Source organism: Microcoleus sp. AT3-A2 (assembly GCF_036705685.1).
Lineage (GTDB): Bacteria > Cyanobacteriota > Cyanobacteriia > Cyanobacteriales > Microcoleaceae > Microcoleus.
Window position 1 is genome coordinate 1 of record NZ_JAUBVF010000115.1, and the last position, 5,790, is coordinate 5,790.

The 5,790-nt window shown below is 44.2% G+C and carries 1 protein-coding gene; it reads left to right on the forward strand.

Features of this window, described 5'->3' with window-relative positions:
* The first annotated feature begins 112 nt into the window (after positions 1-112).
* The gene (locus tag QUB37_RS28995) at positions 113-5,749 is read left to right on the forward strand and encodes an AAA family ATPase (protein WP_333168630.1); all 5,637 of its coding nucleotides are present in this window, start codon (positions 113-115) and stop codon (positions 5,747-5,749) included.
* Positions 5,750-5,790 lie beyond the last annotated feature (41 nt).

Below are 5,790 nucleotides of genomic sequence, written 5' to 3' on the forward strand. Positions count from 1 at the left end.
CCACCTAAACGGGTCTCAGCTAACTATGTTATTCTACCATAAATATAGTCTGTGTACTTACGCCGAGCTGTACTAGAGATATACTAACCCCCAATTTATTGAGGACTGGAAAATGGAGACAATTACTGACCTGCCAGGGTATCGCATAACAGAACAACTCTATGCAGGATCTCGCACTTTAGTTTATCGAGGTGTTCGGGAGAGCGATCGTACTCCAGTCGTCATTAAAGTCCTGCGGAATGAATACCCTAGCTTCAGCGAATTGGTGCAGTTTCGCAACCAATATACCATTGCCAAAAATCTCAACCTCCCCAGTATTGTTAAACCCCTCGATTTAGCAGCCTACAAAAACGCCTATGCTTTGATAATGGAGGACTTTGGAGGAGTCTCTCTGTCTACTTATCTCAAGGCTGCAACTGCTCAAAACCAACCCAATAAATCTGTATCTTTAGAAAATTTTCTCAACAAGGCTTTGCAACTAGCAGAGATTCTCCACTATCTCTACCAAAACCGAGTTATTCATAAAGATATCAAACCCGCCAATGTCCTAATACATCCCGAAACCAAACAAGTCAAACTGATTGACTTTAGCCTCGCCTCCTTACTTCCTAGAGAAACTCAAGAAATTCAAAATCCCAACGTCTTAGAAGGAACGCTCGCCTATATTTCTCCCGAACAAACTGGACGAATGAACCGAGGCATCGACTACCGCACCGACTTTTATTCTTTGGGAGCCACCTTTTACGAATTGCTGACAGGAAAACTGCCATTTGAATGCGACGACCCGATGGAGTTTGTTCACTGCCATATTGCAAAACAACCTCCTTCACTAAACAGCAAAGTAATTCCCCAGGTGATTTCGGATATTGTCATGAAACTGATGGCAAAAAATGCCGAACAGCGCTATCAAAGTGCCTTGGGATTGAAGCATGACTTAGAACGGTGTTTGCAGCAGTACCAAGAAACTGGAAACATTGAAACTTTTGAGTTAGGAACGCGGGATGTATGCGATCGCTTCCTGATTCCTGAAAAACTTTATGGTCGAGAAACTGAAGTACAAAGCCTGTTGAATGCCTTCGAGCGCGTGGCAAATGGCACATCCGAATTAATGCTAGTCGCTGGGTTCTCCGGCATTGGAAAAACAGCAGTAGTCAACGAGGTACATAAACCCATTGTCCGGCAGCGCGGCTATTTCATCAAAGGCAAATTTGACCAGTTTAACCGCAACATTCCCTTCTCGGCATTTGTCCAAGCATTCCGCGATTTTATGGCACAATTACTCAGTGAAACTGATGCCAAAATCCAAGAATGGAAAACTCAAATTCTCGAAGCGCTCGGTGACAACGGACAAGTCATTATTGAAGTCATTCCCGAACTAGAACGGATTATTGGCTCACAACCCCCAACCCCTGAACTATCGGGGATTGCAGCTCAAAATCTCTTTAATTTGCTCTTCCACAAATTCATTGCTGTCTTCACCACAAAAGAGCATCCCTTGGTGATATTTTTGGATGACTTACAATGGGCGGATTCGGCATCACTGAAGTTAATGCAATTGCTCGTCAATGAGTCGCAATTGGGTTATCTGTTGTTGCTGGGAGCCTATCGGGATAATGAAGTATCACCAGGCCATCCCCTGATGTTAACCCTCGATGAAGTGAGGAAGGCAGGAACAAGACTCAATACCATTACCTTAGCACCGCTGGATCAAATCAGTTTAAATCAATTGGTAGCGAATACGCTAGTTTGTTATCCTAATTTGGCACAACCCCTGACAGAATTAGTATATCAAAAAACTCAAGGAAACCCATTTTTTGCAACGCAGTTTCTCAAAGCATTACATCAAGATGAGTTAATCACTTTTGAGGTGCAATCGGGACATTGGCAGTGCGATATTAGCCAAGTTCGAGAGGCAGCGCTCACTGATGATGTGGTGCTATTTATGGCACAGCAGTTGCAAAAAATGCCAGCAACAACTCAGTCTGTTTTAAAATTAGCCGCTTGCATTGGCAACCAGTTCGACCTGGCAACATTAGCTATTGTTTCAGAGAGTTCAGAGACGGAAACCGCAACCGCATTGTGGAAAGCTTTACAGGAAGAGCTGATTATTCCCCAAAGTGAAGTTTATAAATTTTATGTAGGCGCTCAACAGGCGATTTCTGAAACGACTACTCAAACCGTTGCCTATCGTTTCTTGCACGATCGCGTCCAACAAGCTGCTTATTCTTTGATTCCCGAAGAAGAACGCGCGATCGCTCATTATCAAATCGGGCAATTACTCCTGCAACAAATTTCAGCAGAAGCCAGAGAAGAACGCATTTTTGAATTAGTCAATCAGTTGAACTACGGAACCACACTGGTTGTGGAACAACAGGAAAGGGAGGAACTCGCCCAACTTAACCTAACTGCTTGCCGCAAAGCCAGAGCCGCTACTGCTTATCAAGCTGCTCATGAGTATGCTGTGAGCGGGCTAAATTTGCTTGGAGAGAGCGCTTGGCAACGACAGTACGAGATGACCTTGAACTTGCACGAAATAGCTGCAGAAGTGGCTTCACTCTGTGGTGATTTTGATCAGATGAATCAGTGGATTGACAGTGTGATTTATCATACCAAAACTCCCCTAGAGCGAGTGAACGTTTACATCGTCAAAATTCAGGCATTATCGTCCCAGAACAAGTTTTTAGAAGCAATTGCTATCGGTTTGTTGAGTCTCAAAGAATTAGGAGTTGAATTGCCTGATAGTGCTACATCAGAAGATATTCAGCAAGCAGTGCAGGAAATTAATAGCTTGCTCGGCGATCGACCGATTGAAGAGTTGTTCGATCTGCCAGCGATGGTGGATGCCCAAAAGCTGGCCGCGATGCAAGTGGCGGCAACTATGGCGACAGCTTGTTATCTGGGTGGTTCGTCTTTGTTTGCGCTGGTGACTGCCTTACAGGTAAATTTATCTATCCAATATGGCAACAGTCGTACTTCAGCTTATAGCTATAGTTGTTATGGGATGATTCTCAACAACTTTCTACAAGATGTGACGGTAGCCGATCAATTTGGCCGATTAGCTTATCGTCTTGCCAGTGGCGCGGATGCCAAAAATATTCGCTCTGCAACTTTTGCTGCACTCGGACTCTGTTTGCACCATCGTAAATCGCATTTGCGGGAAACCCTCCCCATTCTTCAGGCAGGCTATCAAGCCGGATTAGAAACAGGCAATCTAGAGTTTGTCGGGTATGATTTGTATACTTTTTGTCTAAATGCCTACTGCTGCGGTCAACCTTTGGCAGAACTTGAGCCCCAAATTCGGGCATACCGCCAGCAATTACTCGACCTCAACCAACTAACGACGGCAAATTATTGTTCGGTTTTTTGGGAAACAACGCTGTTTTTATTGGGTAATCCAAACAACTTGGAGATTTCCTTTGAACAGGAAGGCTATGACGAGAAGCTGGTTTCTCAGTCGCTTGCCTCTAACGATTTTTACCGACTCTGCATCTTCTATCTGTACAGGGCGACGTTGAGATTCCTGCTGGAAGACATTGCTGGGGCCTCCGCAGATGTCGATCGAGCAAGACAGTATATAGCGGGAAGCGTAGGAAGTATTTCCGAAGCTGGTTTATATTTCTATGACTCACTCATAGCCCTTGCCACTCCTGAGTCCGAGACGGAGTTAGAAACGCAGCGGCAACGAGTTCAGGAAAATCAAAGGAAGTTGCAGCATTGGGCAGAACACGCCCCCATGAATTATTTGCATAAGTGGCAGTTGGTAGAAGCAGAGAAATACCGAGTTGCCAGACAGAGGGCAGAAGCTATTGAAATGTACGATCGTGCGATCGCCGGAGCGAAAGAAAACGAATACATCCAAGAAGAAGCCCTCGCTAACGAACTAGCAGCTAAATTCTACCTCGACTGGGGCAAAGAAAAAGTGGCGCAAGCTTATATGCAAGAGGCTTATTACTGCTACGCTCGCTGGGGTGCAGTAGCCAAGGTTCGAGACTTAGAAGAAAGGTATCCACAGTTACTTCAAAGCATTGTTAAGCGAGAGACTGTCTCTATAAACAGCACCCAGTTACTCGCTTCAAGCACAATGACAGATACAAATATACTAGATTTTGGGACAGTAATGAAAGCCTCGCAAGTGCTTGCTGGGGAAATTGTTCTCGATAATTTACTAGAAAAATTACTGAGAATTGTCTTAGAAAATGCCGGGGCTACTTCGGGCTTCCTCATCTTAGATAGAGGCAGCGAGCTGTGGATAGAAGCAGCCGGGACGATTGAGTCAGATCAAGTATTTGTGCCTCAAGCCGTCCCGGTTGAAAACAGTTCATTAGTTCCACCTTCCGTAATTAATTATGTTGCTAGAACTCAACAAGATGTCGTTATAGCCGATGCGCGTATTGCTGAAAATTTTCTCAATGATTCTTACATAAAATTGCATCAGCCTAAGTCTATTTTGTGTGCTACCATTCAAGGGCAAGGTAAACTTATCGGTCTTGTTTACTTAGAAAACAATTTAACTACAGGTGCGTTTACTCCCAACCGCTTATCCGTGGTAAGACTGTTGTGTTCCCTAGCGGCAATTTCCCTGAAAAATGCCCAACTATATGACCAATTAGGGGACTACTCACGAACGCTGGAACGTAAGGTTATAGAAAGAACTCAAGAATTGCAAGAGGAAATCGCTGTCAGAATGCAGACAGAAATAGCCTTGAGTCAGTCTGAAGAAAAGTTTTCTACAGCCTTTCGTTCTAGTCCTAACCCGATCGCGATCGCCCGCTACGCAGATGGACGCTACATCGAAGTAAATGACAGTTTCCTCAACACTTTTAGTTACTCTCGCGAAGAGGTAATTGGTTTTACACCCATTGAGTTAAATGTTTGGGTTCATTTAGAAGAATGTGACAGATACAGACAGCTATTGCAAGAATCAGGAGTGTTTCGCAATCAGGAATTCGATTGCCGTACTTCCGCAGGCGAAGTGCGGAAAATGCTGGTATCTGCAGATATTATTGATCTGGGTGGAGAAGCGTGTATTCTCTTAGTCACTAACGACATTACCGATCGTAAAAGAGTACAAGAAGCGCTTAAAGAAAGCGAGGGTAAATATCGCGACTTAGTTGAAACATCCCAGGATATAATTTTTTCACTTGATGCTGAAGGGCGTTATACCTTCGTCAACGCTGCTGTCAAACATATTTTTGATTACTGCCCTGAAGAAATGACAGGCCGGAAATTCAGTGCTTTTAAGCCACCTGAACAACTTCCCAAAGATAACGAGATATTCCAACGTATACTGAGCGGAGAGTCCGTGTTTCAGTATGAAACTATACAATTAGCTAAAGATAGTAGACCTATCAATCTCCGGGTTAATTCAATGGTGGTACGGGATTCCCAGGGAAAGGTTCTAGGAATAACTGGCACAGCAAGCGATATTACGGAGCGCAAAAAAGCAGAGGAAGCCTTACAACAAGCCAAAGAAGTAGCAGATGCGGCTAACAAGGCTAAAAGCGAATTTTTATCAAAAATGAGTCACGAACTGCGAACTCCCCTCAATGCAATACTCGGCTTTACCCAAGTGTTAGCCCGCGACTCATCCCTTTCTCACATACAGCAGGGACAGATTGGCATCATTAGTCGTTCTGGCGAGCATTTGCTGACGCTGATTAATGACGTGCTGGAAATGTCTAAAATCGAGGCAGGTCGGATTACCTTAAATCCTACTAGTACAGCTCGGCGTAAATACACAGACTATTAGGCCGCCAAGACTTTACCCTTATATGTCCACTTAAAAGGCTT